The following is a 22,013-nucleotide window of genomic DNA, read 5'->3' as shown; positions in this document are numbered from 1 at the left end:
CGACATTTATGAGGAATAGCGCCAAGAAATGTTGTCATTCTGAGAACTCTGTTATTCTGAATGCAGTGAAGACCTACGGAGCAAGCATGAGTTGCGTTGCTTGTCATTCTGAACGCAGTGAAGAATCTCTAATCTACGGAGTACTAACGAGAATATACCGCAGAAGCAAAATTGGTGGGTTATGTTAGAGCTTTGCTAATCGGCTGGGGATTCTTCGCTGTGCTCAGAATGACAGAGAGAGATTTAAGAGCTTGCTAATCGGCTGGGGATTCTTCGCTGTGCTCAGAATGACAGAGAGAAATTTAAGAGCATTGCTAATCGGTTGCGGGTTCTTCGTTCCTTAGAATGACAGAGAGACATTGAGGAACAGCCTGAAAATGTTAATTGTTTAAATTGTATTTGTTAATTGTTTGTACGTTTATTGCTGCTTTAACTATCTGATTTTTAAATTGTTTATGGTGTTAGGTGTTAATTATTAAATATTATAATGTAAATTGTTTTAATTTGGTAATCTAAATCATACGTTAATAAATTATGCCCTCAGGTAACTTTCATTTTCTAGCCGATAATTTTGAATCTTTTTTTGAGCAGGCCCATAAAGCCGAAAACTTTTTGCAGGAAGATGCAGAAGCCTGTGCTATTTTCTGTCGCAAGGCATTAGAAGAAATGGTTATCTGGATGTTCGATACCGACCGTAATTTAGATGTTATTTACGATGATGACGAGAACACCCTTAATGCCTTAATGCACAAACCTGGTTTTGTCCGTTTGGTTGGCAATACTTTATTTACCGATATTAATGCCATTCGAAGAACGGGGAATAATGCCGTTCATTTTAGCAAAAAGAAAATCAGTTTTAAAGATGCTTATACCTGCATTATTAACCTGCACGCCTTTTCGCAATGGTTGGTAAGCTATTATGGCGATAAGTTACAAAGCGAACCTTTCGATATTAAGAAAATTGGCGTAAAAGCAAATGAAGAAATTACACAGCTTGCAGAAATTAAACTCAAAGAAGTAGTTACTGAAACGCCGACAGGTATTGAATATCATAGTCCGTCAGAAGCATTAACCCGCGAACTTTACATCGATTTGTTATTAATGGAAGCAGGTTGGGATGTAAATTCAATCGATACAAAATCAGAATATTTATTAAAACATAGCGCCAGCGGAACCGATAGGGCAGATTACGTTTTATTCGGTGCTGATGGCAAAGCTTTGGCAGTTGTAGAAGCTAAGAAAACAAAGGTAGATGGTCGCGATAAAGGTTTAAAACAGGCAAGCCGCTATGCCGATGCCTTGGAAAAGGAATTTGGTTCACGCCCGATTTTATTCGCCAGTAATGGTTTCGAGCATTACATTTGGGATGATTTAAACTATCCGCCACGCGAAGTTCAGGGTTTTTACAGCGAAGAAGATTTAGAAACGCTTATCAATCGCCGTATAATTGCCACACCTATAGCAGACCAAGCCGTTGATAAAACAATTGCTGGGCGCTACTATCAAATTGAATCCATATAAAGAGCCAAAGAATCTTTATTAAATTATAAAAGAGATTTACTGTTTATTATGGCAACGGGCAGTGGCAAAACCCGTACTGCTGCAGCTTTTGTTGATGTTTTAACCAGAACAAATCATGTAAAAAGGATTTTGTTTCTGGCTGATAGAACACCATTGGTTTCACAGGCAAAAAGTGCTTTTAACGATTATTTGCCACAATTAACTTCTGTAAATTTAACAAAGGATAAAACTTCAGACCAGGTTCGAATGGTTTTTTCTACCTATCAAACCATGATTAATTGTATTGATAATGAGTTTGTTGGCGAGCGCCGTTTGTTTACGCCGGGTTATTTCGATTTGGTTATTTTTGATGAAGTCCACCGTTCTATTTATCAAAAGTATAAAGCTATCTTTAATTACTTCGATGCCATCAGGCTTGGCTTGACCGCTACACCAAAGGAAGAAACGCATAAAGATACTTATGAACTTTTTGAACTGGAAACTGGTGTGCCAACATTTTCTTACGAGCTAAACCGAGCTGTTGATGATAAGTTTTTAGTGCCTCCCGTGGCTTTAAAAGTTCCTTTAAAATTTCCGAGGCAAGGTATTAAGTATGCAGAATTATCTGATGAGGATAAACTAAAATATGAAGAAACCTTTGCCGATAATGAGGATAATATTCCTGATGAAGTTGATTCGGCAGCTTTAAACGAATGGTTGTTTAACGAGAATACGGTTTATAAGGTACTTCAGCTATTAATGGATACAGGCCTGAAAGTGAATAATGGCGATACCATTGGCAAAACCATCATTTTTGCTAAAAATCAAAGCCATGCAAGATTTATCGAAACTTGCTTTAATAAAATGTACCCGAGCTTAAAAGGTAAATTCCTGGAAGTGGTTACACACTCATCAGACCAACCAGAAGAAACAATTAATTTATTTAAGCAAGCCAATAAACTTCCTCAAATTGTAGTTTCGGTAGATATGTTGGATACAGGTATAGATGTGCCTGAAATCTTAAATCTGGTATTTTTTAAACCTGTGCGCTCGAGTGCCAAATACTGGCAAATGGTGGGTAGAGGTACACGACTTTGTGCCGATGTTTTTGATATCGGAAAAGATAAAAAGGAATTTTACATTTTTGATTATTGCGGGAATATTGAATTTTTTGGCGATAACCCAAAAGGAATTGAACCTGGAGCAACCATTTCAATTACACAAAGAATATTTCAGCTAAAAGTTAAGCTGGCAGTAAGCCTGGAAAGTTTAATTGAAGATGATGAGTTGAATGAATTCAGAAATCAATTATTAGATGAATTACTTGCCGAAGTTATCAGGCTTGATGAGAACAGTTTCGTTAACAGGCCTTATTTAAGGTTAATTAAGGCTTTCTCCGACCGTAATTATTGGAACAATTTAACAGAAGATAAAGTACGCTCGCTCGATAAAACAATTACAGCGTTAATTGTAAATGCCGACCCCGATTTCGATGCCAAAAAACTCGATGTAATTAGCTACCGTATAATGGATTATTACCTGAATGAAGACAAATCTATTGCCAATTTGATTCAGCAGGTAAAAACAACTTCAAACGAATTACTAAAGCAAACGACCATTCCGCATGTTGCGGCTAAGAAAGATTTACTGAAAAAATCGCTTAATGATACCTTTTGGCAAAACATAGATTTAAAGGCTTTAGAAAATTTTCGAATTGAAATAAGAGAATTGATGAAGTTTTTGGATAAACCTAAACAACCACAAGTTTACACTAATTTTACTGATGAGTTGACGGGGCAGATTGAAATACACGATATTTTGATTCCGTACGAGGGCTTGCCCACTTACAAAGCAAGAGTTGAATCTTTTATAAGGAAACATAGAACATTCTTGGTAATTAATAAAATAAAAAATAATCAACCCATCTCGGGTGATGAGTTAGCGCAGATTAAGAACCTTTTGTTTGAGGAAGACCCTGAAGCAGCATCGCATCTTGATGAGGCTTTGAACGGAGAAAATTTTGTGCTTTTTATTCGTTCAATTATTGGTTTAGAAGCCAGTGTTGCCAAAGAGATGTTTGCCGATTTTATCAATCGTCCAAATATTTCAGCAGAGCAAATGACCTTTATGAATACCTTGATTGACTATTTAACTCAAAATGGTACAATTAATAAATCGATGTTGTTTGATAGGCCTTTTACAGACATTAATCAAAATGGAATCTTAGGTTTGTTCGAAGATGAGGATGCTTTTAAAATCATCAAGATTATTGACGGCTTAAATCAAAGTATAGCGTAATTCACTTTAAAGGATTTTAACTTGAAAAAAAGCAAAAAATTAATTTCTTATAAAATTGAAAAGCGGTCGGGTTTTGTTCCCTCAATAAACCAATTTTATGTGGCCAAAAGCCATCAAGTAGTAGTATTATCAGAAACTGTTGGCGGCGATGCACCAAAAGATTTAATCAGGCTTTACGTTTATAAGGAGGGTAAAAAGAGTAACACTAAAACCTGGAAAAAATATATTGCGAAAATTGGGCACAAATGGTATCCTAATGAAAGTATTACAGAACATTTTTTAACAGTTTTAGGCCAGAGTTTTGATATTTCGATTGCTAATTCAAAATTAATTTTTGCAGAAGACTATGTTAGGTATTTAAGTCAGCACTTCCATTCAGATGAACAGTTATTGAGTCATGGTGCAAATATTTTAACCAGTTATTTAAATGAACCTAATACAGAATGGATTGATGAACTAGATAGAAATAACAAGCTTAAAGGCGAGATTAACATTGAAGATGTATTATTTGCACTTCGAAAAGTTTTTCACGATGATGCAGATGAAATAATAGACAGCTTTTTGCACATGATTTTATTCGATGCACTCTCTGGTAATAATGATAGGCATTATTATAACTGGGGTGTAATTTCGCACATTAAAAACCACCATAAGCCTTACTTTTCACCTATTTATGATACTGCCAGAGGTCTGCTATGGAATTATTCTGATGAAAAAGTTATATCTTTGTACAAAGAATTGGCAAGTAATGATAAGATACAACTCACTAAATACGTTATAAATTCAGTTCCAAAAATTAGCGTTCCTAATAATGCGAAGTGTAACCACTTTGATTTAATCAATCATTTACATCAAAATAGTTGCTTCAATGCAGCTCACATAAAAGTTTGGACAGATAGAAATAAACTTGATTTAATTTTAAATAAATTACACAAAAACTTTAGTAATTTGTTTATTAAAGAGAGGATAAAAGTTATCGATTATGTTTTAACAAACAGATTTGAAAAAATAAGCAAAATTCTTTTGAACAATTCTTATGATAAATAAATTAAAAAAAATATTTTCTAATAAAACAACTCATCCAATTTCACTTGAACATCAAGAGACTAGTCATCTTTTTGCATTAAAATATCAAGATCTGGAGATGGGTTCTTTAAAATTTATTAATAACAAATGGATATTTGAATATTCAGAGTTATTTAAAAAACAGAATGAAATAACACCTCTAATTGATTTTCCGGATTTAGATAAGTCATATAAATCTGAAATTCTATGGCCATTTTTTTCTAACCGTATCCCATCACTTAAGCAGCCACGTGTTCAAGAATACATCGCAAAACATCCAACAGAAAGTAAAAATACAGTTAAACTGTTAGAATTATTTGGCGAATATTCTGTAAATAACCCGTTCAAATTACAGTTAAAATAACCTATAATTTTGAGGGTCATGCTTTAAAAAGCATTATTTCTGCACTATAAAAACATTTATAACCCGAGCAAGCCTCGGGTTTTTTATTTATACAACTGTTAGCTAATAAGATTTTTTTAAATTCAGTTTACTGAAAACCTCATTTACTCGAAATATTGGAGTTACTTGGTATAAAATTCCGTACGCTCTTTGATAGCCTCTGTTTCCTATGTACTAAACTTAATTCCTCAGCGATTTCAAAAACACAAAACCCACCACACCCGATAATACCGAAGCCGTTAATATCGCAAACTTCGCCTCTGAAACATGCAGCACATCGCTGAAAGATAACAAAGCAATAAATATCGACATCGTAAAACCGATGCCTGCTAACATACCCAAACCTATAACATGTTTCCAGCCGGCACCAGTTGGTAAATCGGCCCATTTGAGTTTCACAGCTAGCCAGCTAAAGGAAGTAACGCCAATGGTTTTTCCTACAAATAAGCCTACGATAATTCCCAAGCCCAAAGGAGAAATTAAACCCGAAATCATTTCTTTTTGAAAGGTGATATTGGTATTCGCCAAGGCGAAAATTGGCATAATTAAATAGTTTACAGGAACGGTTAAAGCGTGTTCTAATTTCTCCAGAGGAGATAAAACATCGGTTTCATTTGTAGGTATGGTGAAAGCCAAAAGCACACCTGCAATGGTGGCGTGAATGCCCGAATGATGAATGAAGTACCAAAGGAATATACCTGGGATTAAATAGAATATTAAATTCTTTACGCCGAAATAGTTCATCAAGCTCAATAAAACTAAAATCCCGCCCGCCATCGCTAAGTATTCAAAATGAATTTGGTTGGTGTAGAAAATGGCGATAACAAGGATTGCACCTAAATCATCAACAATGGCCAGAGCCGCTAAAAAGATCTTTAAACTAGTTGGAACACTTTTACCGAGCATGGCAATAATGGCCAAAGCAAAAGCAATGTCAGTCGCCATCGGGATTCCCCAACCGCCAGCGGTATCTGTTCCTTTGTTAAAGAGGGTATAGATTAATGCCGGAATAAGCATTCCACCCAAAGCGGCGATTACCGGGAGAGCAGCGCTTTTAACTGACGATAATTCACCCTCGACTAATTCACGTTTTATTTCTAGTCCGACCAGTAAGAAGAATATCGCCATAAAGGCATCATTAATCCATGCCAATACGGTGTAGTTAACTGAGCCAAATCCAAGTTTCGTTTCTAAAAAAGCTTCAAAGCTTTCCTTTGATGCGGTGTTTGCTATGAGGAGGGAGATGGCCACGCAGATGAGAAGTAGAAAGCCTCCAACTTGTCCGGATTTAAAGAAACGTTGAAATACTTCGAGGTTGATGAGTTTTGGCATGAGGTAAAAATAAGAAAAAGTTGGCCGCAGATTCGCAGATTAATATAAATGTAATTTTTAAGATTATATACTAAGCTGGATAGTAAGGTGGAAATTGCAAGGAGTAGTAAGTTTTTGTTACAAGCTCTTTCTCTTAAAGGAGAAAGGTGCCGATAGGCGGATAGAGGTTTTTTCGCTAGACTGGCTTGCTGAGAAATGTTTTTTTGGGTTGTTAAAAGGATGTTTTGGAGCCTCCTAGCCGGCGGGCTTAGTCACTTTTGGCTTAGCCCAAAAGTAACCAAAAACCCAAGTCTTGGTACTGATGTTGGATAAATTCGTCAAAGCTTTTATTGCGGCATCACAAGCTGCGATGAAGAATCGCAGAGTACGCGATGCCTTGGATTTGGTGTTTTGAATTTTTTCTGCGAAAGCTTTGACGTTTTCTCCTGCCATCAGTTTCTAGGCTGGATTGCAGGGCGGAATAGCAAGTTGGAAATTGCAAGGAGTAGTAAGTTTTTGTTACAAGCCCTTTCTCTTAAAGGAGAAAGGTGCCGATAGGCGGATAGAGGTTTAATGCTATAGCTAAAGGTTACTTTCTGTGTATTCTGAGCTTCTGTGGCAATTAAAACTCGGAAAGCAAAAAAGCCACAAATTCATAGATTTAAAATCTGCGAATCTGCGGCTATTGATTTATTGTTTCTTTCAAAAATATTCTGAATCAAGTTCAGAAAGACGCTGAATGGAATCTGTGGCTAAACTTTTACAGCTAAGATTCTGAAACAAGTTCAGCATGACGACATGTTATGGTTTCTTCCCAATATTAACCCTAATATTTACTTCAAAATCGCCATCGGTGTAACCTGCAATTGCAGATGTTGCCGTATTGTAATAGGCCATAAAATACAATGTTGATTTATAGTTCATTCCGAAACCCACTGTTGCGTTTTGTGTATTGTGGTACATTGCCATCACATATAATTTATCGTTTGCGAAATTTGCATTTACACCAGCATCCCAAAGGTTTTTATAATTTTTAATTCCCCTGAAAACACCTTTAGGCTCTAAACTGATTCCATTAATTCCCGTTCCTAAATTAAATTTATAACCTACAGCAGAATAAAATGTAGGTTTATCAGCAAAGTTTAAATCATCTTTTCTGAAAACTGAGCGCATGTTTGGAACAGCTCCCTCAACGGTTAAGCCTTTTGAAGTATAAGAAACACCGAAATCACCATCTAAATAATAACCTCTGTCGTTAAAACGGGCGATAGATGGGTCGTTCAAATCGCTATTTCTAACACTGCTTAGATCCAATTTATCCTGACTAGCGCCAAATGAAATACCGAAGTTTAACTTCTGGTCATCATCACTTAAAGGTAAATGGTAAGCAAATGTTCCAACGGCTTTGGTGCGCTGAATTCCTCCCGATTTCTCGTTGTAAATATTTACACCCCAGCCCACTTTGTTTACTTGTTGATCTAAGGTTACGCTTTGGGTAATCGGTGCGCCCGGAATATTAGACCACTGCTTACGAAAACTTCCATTGATGTTAAAACCCTCATTAATACCCGCCATTGATGGATTAATTAAATATCGGTTCTGAAAATATTGCGCATTTAAAGGCAGAATCTGTGCTTTTGCCGTATTAAAAAATAGGGTGCTTGCTGCAAATAGAAACGTTACGCGACGCATTTGCTTTATGTTTTTTGTAATTGCTTTCATGTCTGTAATTAGTCTCTAATGATGTTAATGAATCCTTTGAAAGTACCGATGCCTGTTCCCAAATCGATAATGTAGTAGTAGGTTCCCTCAGAAAGTGGACTACCATTTACAGTTCCATCCCAATCGTTGGCGTAGGTATGTTTCGTGTACAAAATTCGACCCGCCTTATCAAAAATCTTCAAAGTATTGTTAGGATAATAATCGATGTTTTTGATGATGAACTTATCATTATAACCATCGCCATTTGGCGTAACTACCGTGCTTGCCTCTAATTTATAATCATCAATAACCGTAATGGTGATGGATTGATCGCTTACACAGCCACTTGCATTGGTAACCGTTACTTTGTAGGTTCCGCTTTGTTTTGGTCTAATGATTGCTGCCGCAGTTGTTTGTCCGCCAGTAATTTCTGCACCTGTCCAGCTGTATTGTGTACCGCCAGTTGCTGATAAGATAATTGCGTCGCCTTTTGAAATAGATACGCCTTTATTGCTGCTGATGGAAACGATAGGTAACGGATTTACCGTAACCGTAGCTGCTCCAGTTTGCAATTGATTTGCATAAGCATCGGCAACGCTGACTAATGTATAAGTAAAAGTTCCAGCTGTTCCAGTTGGGGCACTAACTGTTGCTGTTGTTGAATTTGTGGTAACCGTTCTGTTGCTACTTCCATTTACCGTGTAAGTAAAAGTGTAAGGCGCTGTTCCAACCGAGCCTGTAAAAGTAACCGCAGGCGATGTGCTGAAAATACAAACTGAAGTTGTTCCTGCGATGGTTGCTACTGGTAATGGACGAACCAATACAGTTGCCGAACCTGTTTGCGCCTGACCGCAATTTACATCAGCAACGCTTATAAGATTATAAACGAACGTTCCTACAGCTGTAGTTGGTACAGAAACTGTTGCCGTATTTCCCGTTGAAGTTACTGTTCTGCCTGTTCCACCATTGATATTGTAGGTGAAAGTATATGGAGCAGTTCCGTTTGCGCCGGTAAAAGTAATTACTGGAGCAGTACCGTTTTGCGGAATGGCTGTTGAACCAGAAATGCTTGCAGTTGCTAAAGCCCTAACTGTTACCGTTGCTGTTCCAGTTTGTGGCTGGCCGCAGTTTGCATCCTTAACATTCACTAAGTTGTAAGTAAAAGTGCCTGCAACCGTAGCTGGAGCAGTAACTGTTACTGTAGAATTTGTTCCGGCTGTAGTAATCGTTTGACTTGTTCCTCCATTAATGTTGTAGGTAAATGTGTATGGAGCTATTCCATTTGCACCCGTAAAAGTGATGGTTGGCGCTGTACCATTTAAACATACAGCTGTTGTTCCAGTTATTGTTCCTGTTGCAGCCGCTGTAACCGTTAATTTGAATGTTTTAGAGATTTTATTTACGCCTCCAAAGTCTGTTCCGCCGTTATCCATTACCGTAACGGTAATATTTGCCACACCACTTACATTGTTTTTTAAGTGATAAGTGATGGTTCCTTTATCGGTGCCATTTGCTGCGATTGATAAAACATCGAACAAGTTTGCGTTATCAGAAGTTATTGAAAGGGTAGTAGTTTGTGAGGTTTCAGGACCTGAAGAAATTCCTGTTACCGCAATGGTTTGATTGGCCGATGAATAACAAACGGCTTGATTTGCTACTGCATCAATCGTAGGAATGCCGTTGCCAAATAGATATCTCGATTTAATCGGATAGTGATCAGTTGTTGTAGAACTGTAATTGGTAACCAGGTTTTTAACAGCATCTAATACTTCAGCCGATGCTGGAATGTAGTTAAGGTTAAGGCTTTTCGTAATGATGACGTTATCAATAACGGTTGGAAATCCAGCTGTCGATTGCTTTCCTGTCAAGCTTAAAGGCAAGGTTACAGGGAAATAATTTGCAACATCCTGCGTAAAATCAGAATAAGAAGTTCCTGTTCCCGGCATTGGCGCAATGGTTTTATCAGCATCCAAAACATCGTTAAAATCACCAAGAATAATTACTTTTTTACCAGCAAGATTTGCATCAATCCAATCTTTCATTTGCTTGTTTCCACCTTTTCTACGATTATAAGAATCAATTTGATCGGCGGTAGTACCTGTATTTGCCTTTGCGTGGATCTCGATAAAATAAACCGTATCTAGCTTATTATTGATTTTTACCTGGGCCTGCATCATGTAAGGGAAACGACCCGACGACCAGTTTTTGTATGGAGTTCCATCCACACTTGTAGATGCAACAGCAGGATTGTAAGTATCTCTTAAAATTCCTAAAGTTGAAATCGGCTTAATTAAATCTGTACGATACATAAAGGCCAGTTTTTGTGCTAAAGGATAATCAGCATCAGCTTTATCATCAGCATAAGAACCAAATTCGCTGAATAAAACATTGTATCCCACAGGTAAAATCGTGTTTCTGAATAAGGTTGTATCTACCACTTCAGCAAGGCCATAAATATCTGCGTTTAAATTGTTGATGACTGTTTTAACATTCGCAGCCTGAAGAATATCGTTCGATGGGTCTTGAGCAGGACTACCAAACCATTCGATGTTCCAGTTTACCACTTCTAAAGTATTGGCAATGTCGAATGTGTTTCCGGTAAAGGCAACAGTTTTGTTAACGGAGCCTGTTGTTGCGATGGATACATTTCCAGCGTAGCTCGTATTTACCGTAGTTGGAGAAAATTTAGCGTAAACAGTTGGTGATGTATTATTAATATCTGTTTTAGCATAAGTTAATGTGCTGCCAAAAGTGCCACCGCTTGTTTTTGATAATGTGAAGTTAGCAGGAGCAGTTAAGGTTACATCGCCAGTTAAATTACCGGCAGAAAAACCGAATGTGCTTGCAGGAGAAGTAGAATTTGCTACCTGAAAACCAAAGCTCACGCTTGATGGAGAAGTCGTTATATCAACAGCTGGTGGTGTACTCGAATTGGTTACGGCAAAATCATCAACCGTCCAGCGGCTTGCAGATGATGTGGTAGAATTATAAACAATAGCTACATAAACTGGAGTAGCTTTGTATGCTGATAAATCGATGTTATCAGATTTAGTCCATTTATCCGATCCTGTTTCTGGAAATTTACCATCGATGCTTGTCCATGTAGCAAGCGCAGGATTGCCCGAGCCCGTGTAATTTGTAGAGATTTTTAATTGAAGTTTATCTCCTGCAAAAGCCGAGCGAGTCCAGAAAGATAAGATTGCATAATTAAAGCTCGAGATATTTAAAGCTGGAGAGATTAACCAATCTTCATTCAGGATGTTACCGCTCGAATAACCATTAATTTGCAATGCATTTCCTAAGCTGGCTACACCGGTTGGATCAGCAGCATCATGACCGAAAGTTGTGGTACAGCCCCAAGTTTGAGGGCCAGTTACGTTGTATTGATAAAAGCCATCAGATAAAGCTGCACTTCCAACGGTTGTACAGTTTTCGAAAGTAAAAGCAGTTTGGTTTGGATCAACAGCTGGTCCAGTTAAAGAAAGTAAAACTGAAGTTGCACCAGCACTTGCGTGTAAAATACTGCCTGTGGCATTACCAATTACTGTCGGACCAAATTTAACATAAACAGTTTGATTTGTTGCCAAATCTGCAGCAGTGTAATTTATGGTTGTTGAAAATGTAACGTTATCCTTAGAAATAGTGTAAGGTGCACTTGTTGTTAGAGTAGTTGTATTGGTTAAGTTTCCGGCAGATAAAACATAGCTTTTAGCTGCTGATGTAGTATTAATCGCCTGATTACTGAAAACTAATGTTTTTGGCGTAGTCACTAAATAAGGTCCAGAGGTTGATGCCGGTTCTGTTACCGTAGAATTTTGAGGATTAGCAACTTTGCTTACAAAATCTACGGAGTTATCATCGCTATCATAACCATTTCCTGCAAATTCTTCACTGCCACCAATGCCTAGTGTTGTGGCATCAGAAGTTGCACTTGCCTTACGTTCTACAGAAAATGTAGCACTTGGAACAGGTGCAGGCCCAGTTCCTTCAAAACCTACTGCAGTTAAACCATAACCCACCAAATCTACAATTTGCGTTCCTGTTGGCGTTGTTCCTGTTTGTGCTGTAGCTACATTTGCCAATAAAACTTTACCCGCACCAGCAGCCATTGCAATGGTTCCAGCCTTGTCAACAGTAGGCAAGGTTGTTGTGCCCGCAGTTCCAGCAGCTTCCTGAACGAGGTAAAAGCTTTTTGGTGCGATTGTTCCGCTCAAAGGTGTGATTTGCCATGAAGTACCTGCGGCACTTGCGTATTGAACCGACCAACCTGTTAAATTAACAGCTGTTAATGTAGGGTTGTAAAGTTCGATAAAGTCATTTTTATAAACCGAACCAGAGTTTCCACCGCCACCGTAAACTTCAGAAATTACAAGGTGATTAGCACCAGTGGGTTCTTTTACTAAACTGTTTTGAGGATTTGGTGCAGTAACTACAAAATTGGTATTATTGTTATCTGTATCGTATCCGTTTCCATTAAATTCTTCTGAGCCACCAATGGATAAAGTTGCAGCAGTTGATGTTGCGCCTGCCTTACGTTCGATAGAAGTTGTATTGGAGATTACAGGAGTTGGAGCGGTTTCAAAGCCCGTAGCAGTTGGGCCGAAACCTACTTTATCTACTACAACAGCTGTAGATGGATTGGCGCCAGTTAGCAATGAATTTGAATTGCTTAAAATAATTTTTCCAGTTGTACCAGAAAGTGCTAAAGTTCCAATTACATCTGGTGTTGGCAAATTAACGGTTCCGCCCGTGCCAGCCGCTGCCTGAATTAAGAAGAAACTTTTTGCGGGAATACTTCCGGCTAAATCGGTTTTGGCCCATGTTCCTGTTCCCGCAGCGCTTGAATATTGAACAGACCAGCCAGTTAAATCTACAGCAGTGTTACCTGGATTATATAATTCGATGAAATCATTCTTGAATGTAGCGCCAGAATTTCCTCCGCCACCATAAACTTCAGAGATCACGATATGTGTTGGGGCCGCTGGCGGTGTAGTACCAATCCCTGTTACTGCAATGGTTTGTGTAGTTGCTCCTGCACTTGCTATGCTAATATTATCTGTTGATGAAGTTGCCGTTGAGGGTGTAAAACGAGCATAAACTGTTTTACTGGTGGCCAATTCTGCAATGGAATAAGTTAATGAAGTACTGAAAGTTACATTATCTTTCGAAATGTAAAAAGGTGTATTTGTCGCTACTGTGACTACGTCTGTTAAGCCTGTTGCACTTAACGTATAGGTTTGTGCTGTTGAATTTGTTCCTGAAACTTGCGAACCAAAATCTAGTGAGGTTTTATCAACCGTTAAAACAGCAGATTGACCAATACCAGTTAAAGCTACTGACGGCGGAGTTGATGCTCCACCTCCAGAAATAGTAATAGAACCATTTAAAGTGCCAGTAGTTAAGGGCGTAAATTTGGTGTAAACCGTATTACTTCCCGATGTGAGTTCTGCACTGGTGTAAGTTAAGGAGGTTGCAAAAGTTCCTCCAGAAGTTTTAGCAATAGCGAAAGGGGCTGCTGTGGTTAAGCCAACACTTGTTGCGTTCAAATTAGCTGATCCTAAAACAAATGTTTTTTCTGCTGAAGATGTGTTGGTAAGTTGCGTTCCAAAATCTAAGCTGTTCGGTGTTGCTGTTAACGTTGGCGATGCTGTTGCACCAGATGTAAAGGTTAAATTGAAGTTATCAATAGCTGTTGTAGGTCTGCTTCCAGAACCTGTTGAGGCTACAAGTGCAACCACGCGAATCCAAACTGGACCTGCGCTATTATCTAATGCAGTACCAAAATCTACGTTAATTGTTGTGTTTGCAAAAACTGTAGAAGTATTTGTTGTTCCAGCGCCAGCATCTGTAAAAGTTGGTGTGGCTCCAAAGCCATAATCAACTCTCCAGCCTGTTGTTCTACCCGCCGCAACATCTAAAGATTGCAAATCGAAAGATAGTTTGAAGCCCGTTTTGGCAGTCGTATTATCAATTTGAAATACAAAAGCACCACCTGGATCTCCCACAGCACCTGTTTGTTTAAGTCCAAGTGCTCTATCAGTGGCAGCGGCTTGCGTAGCCGTGCTAGCCGCAGAACCTGCAGTTGCAGAAGCGAAGTTTTTAAATGCGCCGCTAGTGTTGTTCCAGGCCGTTGCCGCAGTTGTTAATATTGCTGTTGCACCTAAAGTTGTTGCGCTTGCACCTGTTCTTACCGTAAAGCCTGTTGGCAATCCTGTTCCAATTCCATTAAAATTTTCGGCATAAGGCGATGTAGTTAACGTTACCTGAGCGAAAATTGGAAGAGAAAAGAGGAAAAATAAAATGAGAAGTAAAGGTCTTTTCATATAGTTTGTTTTGTTTACAACAAATGTATATGCAAAAGCCTTATTATCAGATTAACTTAATGTTAATTCTAACGATTGTGGAGAAATAAATCTAATATTGAATAATTTTATGATGATGAATGCGTTGTCTAGCGTTTTTAAGAATAATTATAAGGTAAATCCTATAAAAAATCCTCTATATTTCCTTTTCCCTCCCGGATTACTTCAAATTCGCCGGTGGTACAATCAATAACTGTCGATGCTTCATTATCTCCATAACCACCATCAATAACCAAATCAACCAAATTTTCATATTTCTCGTGTATCAATTCTGGATCCGTTGAGTATTCGATTACATCATCATCATCCTTAATTGAAGTTGATAAAATAGGATTACCCAATTCCTTTACAATACAACGGGCGATATTATTATCTGGCACACGAATACCAACTGTTTTTTTATTCGAGCTTAGTAATTTAGGTACGTTGTTATTGGCATTAAAAATAAAGGTAAAAGGGCCAGGTAAAGCTTTTTTCAAAACCCTAAAAGTGGTATTGTCGATCGGTTTAATATAATCGGAAATGTGTTTTAAATCGTGACAAATAAAAGAAAAGTTAGCCTTTTCTGGTTTGATGCCCCGAATGCGAGCGATTTTTTCGATGGCCTTTGGATTGGTAATATCGCAACCCAAACCATATACGGTATCAGTAGGATAAATTATAATTCCGCCTTTTTTTAGTATCTCTACAACCTGTTCAATGGCCTTTTCGTTTGGGTTTTCTGGATAGATCTTGATAAGCATAGCGTAAAAATAACAATTTAATGGGTTGGTTGTTTAAAAGTAATTATTAATGATAAAGATTTTAAATATGTACAAATAATTGTACAGTTATTTTTTTATTTTTAACTTTGAGACTTAATTCAATAGAATGGAAATTACTAATTACACCTCTTTTAGGCAGAGTTTAAAGTCTTATTTGGATAAGGTTTTTTCCAATCATACCCCATTATTTGTTACCCGTGCAAAGGGAGAAGATGTTGTAGTGCTTTCGAAAGCTGACTATGATAGCATGATGGAAACTTTTTATTTGTTAAAAAGCCCGAAAAATGCGCTTCGTTTGGAAAAAGGCTTAAACGATTATGAAAAAGGTTTGGCAAAGGCGCAAGACTTAGTTGAGAATGAATAAATTATTTCTTGAGGGTGCAAGGGAAGATTATCTCTATTGGCAGGATGTGGATAAATCGATCCTCAAGAAAATAAACGCCCTGATAAAAGAAATTGAGCGAACTCCTTTTGAGGGAATAGGAAAACCAGAGCCATTAAAACACCAATTTTCTGGTTGGTGGTCTCGCAGAATAAACTTAGAACATCGATTGGTTTACAAAGTAGAAAATTCAGCAATAATTATTCTACAGTGTAGGTACCATACTTAATATAACAAAACATGAGAAAAGCTTTCGTCGCGATTGCCGCATTTTTAATTGCCCTAACCATTATGCTGGGCTTATACCATCCTTTTTTATGGTGGACATTCCTTTTCACAGGTCCTTTTGTAATCCTTGGGGTTTACGATTTATATCAACCAAAACATAGTATTGTAAGAAATTATCCTGTTTTTGGCCGATTAAGATACTTTATGGAAGAATTAAGGCCAAAGGTTTATCAATATTTTGTAGAAAGCGATACCAACGGAACGCCATATAACCGCTTAAACCGATCTTTAATTTATCAACGAGCTAAAAAAGATAACGACACTATTCCATTTGGAACCCAACTGAACGTTTACGAAAATGGTTACGAGTGGTTAAGTCATAGCATTGCGGCAATTTCCCATCACGAATTAAATCTCGATCCACGTGTTTTAGTTGGTGGCCCAGATTGTAAAAAGCCATATTCGGCAAGTATTTATAATATATCTGCCATGAGCTTTGGTTCGTTAAGTCAGAATGCAATTTTGGCATTAAACGGTGGTGCTAAAATGGGAAACTTCGCTCACAATACGGGAGAAGGCGGAATAAGTGATTATCACCGTCAGCCGAGTGGCGATTTAATTTGGCAAATTGGTACAGGTTATTTCGGTTGCCGTAACGATGATGGAACTTTCAATTATGATGCTTACGCGGAGAGAGCGAAAACTGATCAAGTAAAAATGATCGAGATTAAATTGTCTCAAGGAGCAAAACCTGGTCATGGCGGTATGTTGCCAGCCAAAAAAGTAACTGCCGAAGTTGCAAGAATTCGTTTAGTGCCCGAGGGTAAAGACGTACTTTCTCCACCTTCACATTCAGCTTTCAACTCGCCAATTGGCTTATTAGAGTTTGTTAAAAGTTTAAGAGATTTATCTGATGGTAAACCTGTGGGTTTCAAACTATGTATTGGTCGTAAGAGTGAGTTTTACGCCATTTGCAAAGCGATGATTGAAACTGGAATCTATCCAGATTTTATTACTGTAGATGGTGGCGAGGGTGGAACAGGTGCAGCACCTCAAGAGTTTTCGAATTCTGTAGGTATGCCACTGCGTGAGGGTGTTGCGTTTGTGTATGATGTTTTAAATGGTTTCGATCTTAAAAAACATATTAAAATTATTGCCTCTGGTAAGGTTGCTACGGGCTTTGATTTAGTTAAAAATATTTCATTGGGAGCAGATATGTGTAATGCAGCCCGCGGAATGATGTTCGCTTTGGGCTGTATCCAAGCGCTGGAATGCAACAGCAATACTTGCCCTACAGGTGTGGCTACACAAGACCAGAGTTTAATGAAAGGTTTGGTTGTTGGAGATAAAACGGTAAGGGTTAAAAACTTCCATAATTTAACTGTGGCCAGTGCGGTAGAGTTGTTGGGCGCTGCAGGTTTAAAAGAAACTAGTCAGTTAAGTAGGGCTTATATTAATAGAAGGGTTAGTCCGAGTGTAATGCAAACCTACTTAGAAAGTTTTCCATACATCCCTGCAGGTAGTTTATTGCAAACGCCCTATCCAACCCGTTTCGAATTGGGCATGGCCCTGAGCAGTTCGAAAAGCTTTGCACCAACAGATTACAAAGTTTCGGCTGTCGATTATTCCCATGCAAATCCTTATAGCGATACCATGAATGATGAGGGACATTAGTTCGTCCAAACCTCTTAGGTTTTAAAAACCTGCAAGGTTTATTGTGAAAAAAGTTCATCGAATACCTAAATTCAAACGGGACTTTCTATCATAACTAAGTTTTTGTGGAAAGCAATTGAAGTAATACTTGTTTGAGTTTCTTCCCGCTAATGTTCCAAGCACCGAAGAAAAATCGGTGGCTTTCCACGTATATCGGGTTTAGGTGGGCAATTGGAAGAAATATTTTCGGCTGGGTGCTTAAATATTTTATCAGTCATCCGTTGACTATCTAAACTTTCCTGAGACGAATATGATTTCGATTATTATTTTATGTGATACTTGCTCTTAGAGCGATATGCTAGCCAGTTCGTCATGCTGAATTTATTTCAGCATCCTTCCTGCTATTAATACCCAGAATTGGATTTATGGTGATGACCGTTTTTAGATAATTCCTAATCTTTAAAAACAATCATCCAATGAATATCTGCAAATTGTTCAGGTTCATCGGATGACTGATTTCATTAATAAGTTATCACCTGTTCTTCTAAGTGTTCTGGCAGGCTTCGGTAATTATATTTTTGGCCACGGAGTTGTGGCTCAAAACCGGCAGCTTTAATAGATTGCTGAATGCCATTTGCCGTAAAACGGTGTGGCGCACCAGCTGCCGAAACTACGTTTTCTTCAATCATGATCGAGCCAAAATCGTTTGCACCTGCATGTAAACACAATTGTGCAGTTGCTTTACCAACCGTTAACCAACTGGCCTGAATGTTTTTAATATTGGGCAACATAATGCGGCTCAAGGCAATCATTCGGATATATTCATCAGCAGTAACATCATTTGTTATGCCTCTTAATCTTTTTAACAAAGTTCCATCATCTTGAAAAGGCCAAGGAATAAAGGCAAGGAATCCATTTGCATCTGCTGGTTTTTCGCTCTGAACCTGTCTAATCCAAACCAAATGTTCAAAACGTTCTTCAATGGTTTCTACGTGACCAAACATCATCGTTGCCGAAGTAGTGATGTCCAATTGATGGCAAGCCCGCATCACATCGAGCCATTCTTGTCCGCCACATTTTCCTTTGGAGATCAATCTTCTTACACGGTCATTCAGAATTTCTGCACCAGCTCCTGGAAGTGAATCCATTCCGGCCTCTTTTAGTGCTTTTAAAACTTCGGTATGGCTAATGCCTTCTAGTTTTGCAACGTGCGCAATTTCTGGCGGACCTAAAGCGTGAAGCTTTAAATCGGGATATAATTCTTTTAGTTTTCTGAAAAGATCAGCATAAAAAGCTAAACCTAAATCTGGGTGATGACCACCTTGTAATAATAGTTGATCGCCACCTAAACGAAAAGTTTCTTCAATTTTAACTTTATAAGTTTCAATATCAGTAATATAGCTTTCGTCGTGGCCAGGTCTGCGGAAGAAATTACAGAATTTACAGTTCGCAATACAAACATTGGTTGTGTTTACATTACGATCGATCTGCCAAGTCACTTTGCCGCTCGGGACCTGAATTTTGCGCAATTCATTGGCTACAAACATCAGCGATGCTGTGTCGGCATTATGATAAAGATAAACGCCTTCTTCTTGAGTTAAAAATTCGAAATGTAGTGCCCGTTGCAGTAAATCGGCTGTATTCATAGTACAAATATAGGTAAAAGTCCTAAGTCCAAAGTCTAAAGTCGTCAGTCTTTGGTCAAACAATTACAGTTCAAAATAAACTATCCCAAATCCCATTAAATTTGTTTCTTACATCTTACATTTTCCATCGTACCTTATCCCTTAAAATAATATCTTTACGGTTCTAAAAAATAATATGGTAGATTTTAATCGTTTTACACTTGCCAATGGATTAAAGGTTTTGGTGCATGAAGATGCAACAACTCCAATGGCGGTTTTAAATATTTTATATGATGTTGGTGCTCGCGATGAGGACCCAGAAAAAACAGGTTTTGCGCATTTGTTTGAGCATTTAATGTTCGGCGGATCTGTAAATGTTCCCAATTATGATGAACCTTTGCAACGTGTAGGAGGAGAGAACAATGCTTTCACAAGCAATGATATTACTAACTATTACATCACTTTGCCGGCAGAAAATATCGAAACTGCATTCTGGTTGGAAAGCGATCGCATGTTAAGTTTGGCTTTCTCAGAGAAAAGTTTGGATACACAAAGAAATGTGGTGAGCGAAGAGTTTAAGCAACGTTACCTTAATCAGCCTTATGGCGATGTTTGGCTAAAATTACGCCCGCTGGCTTATAAAAAGCATTCCTATCGTTGGGCAACCATCGGTAAGGAACTTTCTCACATTGAACATGCTACCATGGGTGATGTAAAGGCGTTTTTTAAGAAACATTATACGCCACAGAATGCAATTTTGGTTGTTGGTGGCAATGTGAATACGGAGGCTGTTAAAAAACTTGCCGAAAAGTGGTTCGAGCCAATTCCCGCAGGAGATAAATACGTAAGAGATTTGGTGCAGGAAGAGCCGCAAACTGAGGCACGTGAAGAAACAATTAAAGCAAATGTGCCCTTAAATGCGATTTATGTAGCCTTTAAAATGCCAGGGAGATTAAGTTCTGATTATTATGCATTTGATTTACTGTCGGATATTTTATCTAGCGGAAAATCATCCAGATTACATAACAGTCTGTTGAAAGAGCAAAAATTATTCAGCGATATTAATGCTTACATATCGAGTAGTTTAGATCCAGGCTTATTTATTATAGAAGGAAAACTGGTTGAGGGTATAACAATAGAAGCTGCAGAAAAGGCAATTTGGGCGGAGTTGGATAAATTAAAATCAGTATTAGTAACGGATAACGAACTTACGAAAGTGAAAAATAAGGTAGAATCTGTTCTCGTTTTTTCAGAAATGAGTTTACTGGATAAGGCTATGAATTTAGCTTATTACGAATTATTGGGTGATGCACAATTGCTAAATCAGGAAGCTGAAGAATTTTTAAAAGTGACGGCTGAAGATATTAAAAGGATTTCTAATGAAACTTTCAGCCAAAATTCATCATCAACATTGTATTATTTAACCGAAGAAAATGCTCAATAGACAACAGGCACCTGATTTTAAGCAGGTTTCCACCATAAATTTTATTCATCCCGATAAAAAGACATTAACCAATGGCGTTCCGGTTTTTACCATTTATTCTGGTGAACAAGATTTGGTGCGCATCGAATTTATTTTCGATAATGTAAATTGGGATCTCGAAAAACCCTTACAAGCCATTGCGGTTAGTGCACTGTTAAACAGCGGGACCATTAAATTAACCTCAAAGCAGATTGCAGAGCAAATCGATTTTTATGGTGCGTTTTTTCAAACTGAATATGCACAAGATCAATCCTCGGTTACGCTATATACTTTGAATAAACATTTGGCATCGGTTTTACCAATCGTTAAAGATGTTTTATCCAACAGCCAAATCCCACAGGAAGAGCTAGACATTTACATCCAGAATCAAAAACAAAAGTTACAGGTAAACTTAAAAAAGAACGATATTCTTGCTCGAAAAGAGTTTGCGCATGCTTTATTTGGTAACACCGCTTACGGAGTTGATATTCAGGCAAAACATTACGATGCTTTAAAGCGTGATGATTTAGTAGCTTATTTTAAAGCAGCTTATGCACCAAACAACTGTACCATTGTGGTTTCTGGAAAGTTTGAGGATGATAGTTTTGAGTTATTAAATGAAGAGTTCGGTAAAAACTGGGAGAAAAGCACTTCAGTAAAAAACAGTTTTAGTTTTTCGCCTACGCCACAGCAATTTGTTTACAAGGAAAAACCCGAAGCACTTCAATCTGCAATAAGAATGGGGAAAATTGCAGTTAATCGTAAGCATAAGGATTTTCCTGGCCTGCAGATTTTAAATACGCTTTTGGGTGGTTATTTTGGCTCGAGATTGATGAACAATATCCGTGAAGATAAGGGTTACACTTATGGAATCGGATCTGGAATTTCCTCGCTGCAAAATGCTGGCTATTTATACATTGCCACCGAAGTTGGTGCCGATGTTTGCGCTGCTGCCTTGGTAGAAATTTATAAGGAAATTGATTTGTTGAAAAATGAATTGGTTGGTGAGGAAGAATTAAATCTGGTCAGAAATTATATGTTAGGCTCGATGTTGGGAAGCTTGGAAAATGTATTCTCCCATGCCGATAAATTTAAGAATATTTATTTCGCAGGTTTAGACTACGATTATTATTCCAACTATATCCAAAAGGTAAAAACAATTACTGCTGAAGAAATAAAGGATCTCGCTCATAAATATTTAGCAGTTGATGATTTTACTGAAGTTGTGGTAGGGAAGAAGTAGTTTCAAATTGCAATTA

15 protein-coding genes and 1 pseudogene are annotated in these 22,013 nt (G+C 37.9%); 10 read left to right on the top strand and 6 right to left on the bottom strand.

Going from position 1 to position 22,013, the window contains the following annotated elements:
* The first annotated feature begins 534 nt into the window (after positions 1-534).
* The 5 genes and pseudogenes from EZ449_RS09535 (at position 535) to EZ449_RS09520 (ending at position 5,227) form a co-directional block, all read left to right on the top strand.
* Positions 535-1,521 (top strand): type I restriction endonuclease, encoded by a 987-nt coding sequence (locus tag EZ449_RS09535; protein ID WP_131558069.1) that lies wholly within the window; start codon positions 535-537, stop codon positions 1,519-1,521.
* Positions 1,522-1,545: 24 nt separating this feature from the next.
* A pseudogene (locus EZ449_RS23285) lies at positions 1,546-2,058 on the top strand (DEAD/DEAH box helicase family protein); the annotation flags it as partial.
* 201 nt (positions 2,059-2,259) lie between these two features.
* Positions 2,260-3,798, top strand: a complete 1,539-nt coding sequence (locus EZ449_RS09530; RefSeq protein WP_262711121.1) for a type I restriction-modification enzyme R subunit C-terminal domain-containing protein — start codon at positions 2,260-2,262, stop codon at positions 3,796-3,798.
* Positions 3,799-3,819: 21 nt separating this feature from the next.
* Positions 3,820-4,845, top strand: coding sequence for a HipA domain-containing protein (locus EZ449_RS09525; protein ID WP_131558065.1), 1,026 nt, complete (start codon positions 3,820-3,822; stop codon positions 4,843-4,845).
* Entirely contained in the window at positions 4,835-5,227 is a 393-nt protein-coding gene (locus EZ449_RS09520) for a HipA N-terminal domain-containing protein (RefSeq protein WP_131558063.1), read from the top strand. Before EZ449_RS09525 ends, EZ449_RS09520 begins: the two co-directional genes overlap by 11 nt.
* A 219-nt stretch (positions 5,228-5,446) precedes the next feature.
* On the opposite strand, the gene nhaA is transcribed toward EZ449_RS09520, so the two are convergent.
* From nhaA to EZ449_RS09495, 5 genes are all read right to left on the bottom strand, one after another.
* Positions 5,447-6,598 carry a Na+/H+ antiporter NhaA gene (nhaA, locus tag EZ449_RS09515; protein ID WP_131558061.1) on the bottom strand — a complete coding sequence of 384 codons (1,152 nt, stop codon included), beginning with the start codon at positions 6,596-6,598 and terminating at the stop codon, positions 5,447-5,449.
* A gap of 234 nt (positions 6,599-6,832) precedes the next feature.
* Positions 6,833-7,030: a hypothetical protein gene (locus EZ449_RS09510; protein ID WP_131558059.1), complete on the bottom strand. Its 198-nt coding sequence runs from the start codon at positions 7,028-7,030 to the stop codon at positions 6,833-6,835.
* A 348-nt stretch (positions 7,031-7,378) separates the two neighbouring features.
* Positions 7,379-8,299, bottom strand: a complete 921-nt coding sequence (locus EZ449_RS09505) for a PorP/SprF family type IX secretion system membrane protein (RefSeq protein WP_131558057.1) — start codon at positions 8,297-8,299, stop codon at positions 7,379-7,381.
* 8 nt (positions 8,300-8,307) lie between these two features.
* Positions 8,308-14,601, bottom strand: a complete 6,294-nt coding sequence (locus EZ449_RS09500) for a lamin tail domain-containing protein (protein ID WP_131558055.1) — start codon at positions 14,599-14,601, stop codon at positions 8,308-8,310.
* 161 nt (positions 14,602-14,762) lie between these two features.
* Entirely contained in the window at positions 14,763-15,383 is a 621-nt protein-coding gene (locus EZ449_RS09495) for an L-threonylcarbamoyladenylate synthase (protein ID WP_131558053.1), read from the bottom strand.
* 127 nt (positions 15,384-15,510) lie between these two features.
* Between EZ449_RS09495 and EZ449_RS09490 the strand changes: the two genes are divergently transcribed.
* Genes EZ449_RS09490 through EZ449_RS09480 form a run of 3 tightly spaced genes read left to right on the top strand, consistent with a single transcriptional unit; the run spans position 15,511 to position 17,688 of the window.
* Entirely contained in the window at positions 15,511-15,768 is a 258-nt protein-coding gene (locus EZ449_RS09490) for a type II toxin-antitoxin system Phd/YefM family antitoxin (protein ID WP_131558051.1), read from the top strand.
* The gene (locus EZ449_RS09485; RefSeq protein WP_131558049.1) at positions 15,761-16,015 is read left to right on the top strand and encodes a Txe/YoeB family addiction module toxin; all 255 of its coding nucleotides are present in this window, start codon (positions 15,761-15,763) and stop codon (positions 16,013-16,015) included. The genes EZ449_RS09490 and EZ449_RS09485 overlap by 8 nt, the downstream gene beginning before the upstream one ends.
* An 11-nt stretch (positions 16,016-16,026) precedes the next feature.
* Positions 16,027-17,688: an FMN-binding glutamate synthase family protein gene (locus EZ449_RS09480; RefSeq protein ID WP_131558047.1), complete on the top strand. Its 1,662-nt coding sequence runs from the start codon at positions 16,027-16,029 to the stop codon at positions 17,686-17,688.
* 500 nt (positions 17,689-18,188) lie between these two features.
* On the opposite strand, the gene mqnC is transcribed toward EZ449_RS09480, so the two are convergent.
* Positions 18,189-19,313 (bottom strand): cyclic dehypoxanthinyl futalosine synthase, encoded by a 1,125-nt coding sequence (mqnC, locus tag EZ449_RS09475; protein WP_131558045.1) that lies wholly within the window; start codon positions 19,311-19,313, stop codon positions 18,189-18,191.
* A 175-nt stretch (positions 19,314-19,488) separates the two neighbouring features.
* On the opposite strand from mqnC, the gene EZ449_RS09470 reads away from it, so the two are divergent.
* Together EZ449_RS09470 and EZ449_RS09465 are read left to right on the top strand one after the other, a co-directional pair.
* Positions 19,489-20,736, top strand: a complete 1,248-nt coding sequence (locus tag EZ449_RS09470; protein WP_131558043.1) for a M16 family metallopeptidase — start codon at positions 19,489-19,491, stop codon at positions 20,734-20,736.
* The gene (locus EZ449_RS09465; protein ID WP_131558041.1) at positions 20,726-21,997 is read left to right on the top strand and encodes a M16 family metallopeptidase; all 1,272 of its coding nucleotides are present in this window, start codon (positions 20,726-20,728) and stop codon (positions 21,995-21,997) included. The genes EZ449_RS09470 and EZ449_RS09465 overlap by 11 nt, the downstream gene beginning before the upstream one ends.
* The last annotated feature ends 16 nt before the right edge of the window (positions 21,998-22,013 follow it).

Origin of the sequence: Pedobacter frigidisoli (genome assembly GCF_004331675.1) — a bacterium.
GTDB lineage: Bacteria > Bacteroidota > Bacteroidia > Sphingobacteriales > Sphingobacteriaceae > Pedobacter > Pedobacter frigidisoli.
This window is presented reverse-complemented; position numbering and strand designations above follow the sequence as displayed.

What these genes read in the sequence shown, in the direction of transcription:
- EZ449_RS09535 (WP_131558069.1), top strand. Translation starts at nt 535, where the DNA reads ATGCCCTCAGGTAACTTTCATTTTCTAGCCGATAATTTTGAATCTTTT.
- EZ449_RS09530 (WP_262711121.1), top strand. Translation starts at nt 2,260, where the DNA reads ATGGATACAGGCCTGAAAGTGAATAATGGCGATACCATTGGCAAAACC.
- EZ449_RS09520 (WP_131558063.1), top strand. Translation starts at nt 4,835, where the DNA reads ATGATAAATAAATTAAAAAAAATATTTTCTAATAAAACAACTCATCCA.
- nhaA (WP_131558061.1), bottom strand. Translation starts at nt 6,598, where the DNA reads ATGCCAAAACTCATCAACCTCGAAGTATTTCAACGTTTCTTTAAATCC.
- EZ449_RS09510 (WP_131558059.1), bottom strand. Translation starts at nt 7,030, where the DNA reads ATGGCAGGAGAAAACGTCAAAGCTTTCGCAGAAAAAATTCAAAACACC.
- EZ449_RS09505 (WP_131558057.1), bottom strand. Translation starts at nt 8,299, where the DNA reads ATGAAAGCAATTACAAAAAACATAAAGCAAATGCGTCGCGTAACGTTT.
- EZ449_RS09500 (WP_131558055.1), bottom strand. Translation starts at nt 14,601, where the DNA reads ATGAAAAGACCTTTACTTCTCATTTTATTTTTCCTCTTTTCTCTTCCA.
- EZ449_RS09495 (WP_131558053.1), bottom strand. Translation starts at nt 15,383, where the DNA reads ATGCTTATCAAGATCTATCCAGAAAACCCAAACGAAAAGGCCATTGAA.
- EZ449_RS09490 (WP_131558051.1), top strand. Translation starts at nt 15,511, where the DNA reads ATGGAAATTACTAATTACACCTCTTTTAGGCAGAGTTTAAAGTCTTAT.
- EZ449_RS09485 (WP_131558049.1), top strand. Translation starts at nt 15,761, where the DNA reads ATGAATAAATTATTTCTTGAGGGTGCAAGGGAAGATTATCTCTATTGG.
- EZ449_RS09480 (WP_131558047.1), top strand. Translation starts at nt 16,027, where the DNA reads ATGAGAAAAGCTTTCGTCGCGATTGCCGCATTTTTAATTGCCCTAACC.
- mqnC (WP_131558045.1), bottom strand. Translation starts at nt 19,313, where the DNA reads ATGAATACAGCCGATTTACTGCAACGGGCACTACATTTCGAATTTTTA.
- EZ449_RS09470 (WP_131558043.1), top strand. Translation starts at nt 19,489, where the DNA reads ATGGTAGATTTTAATCGTTTTACACTTGCCAATGGATTAAAGGTTTTG.
- EZ449_RS09465 (WP_131558041.1), top strand. Translation starts at nt 20,726, where the DNA reads ATGCTCAATAGACAACAGGCACCTGATTTTAAGCAGGTTTCCACCATA.